Origin of the sequence: Bacillus cereus group sp. Bce019, from assembly GCF_051781745.1 — a bacterium.
Taxonomy (GTDB): domain Bacteria; phylum Bacillota; class Bacilli; order Bacillales; family Bacillaceae_G; genus Bacillus_A; species Bacillus_A cereus.
This window is the reverse complement of the sequence record NZ_JBPWJX010000234.1, coordinates 1-254: the sequence shown is the minus strand read 5'-3', so window position 1 is coordinate 254 and position 254 is coordinate 1. Positions and strand designations below refer to the sequence as shown.

The window sequence follows — 254 nt, the reverse complement described above, 5'->3', positions numbered from 1 at the left end:
AGTCAATGGAGGTTCTCCATTGACTTTTGATTATCCAAGGGCAGTTATTGCATTAGCATCGAGAGCAGCTGGAATATTGCCAATTGATACTCCATATCTATCTTTAAATGATTTTGAAGGATTTGAAAAAGAGGAAAATATTTCTTTTGAAATGGGTTTTGCAGGATGTTTATTAATTCATCCAAAACAAATTGAATTAGCACATAAATGTTTTACTCCAAAAGAAGAAGAAATAAAAAGATCTAAAGATATAG

General features: G+C 30.7%; 1 pseudogene. It reads left to right on the top strand.

The window, feature by feature from the left end:
• Positions 1 to 19: 19 nt before the first annotated feature.
• Positions 20 to 254: pseudogene (locus ACS2QP_RS28145) on the top strand (hypothetical protein); the annotation flags it as partial.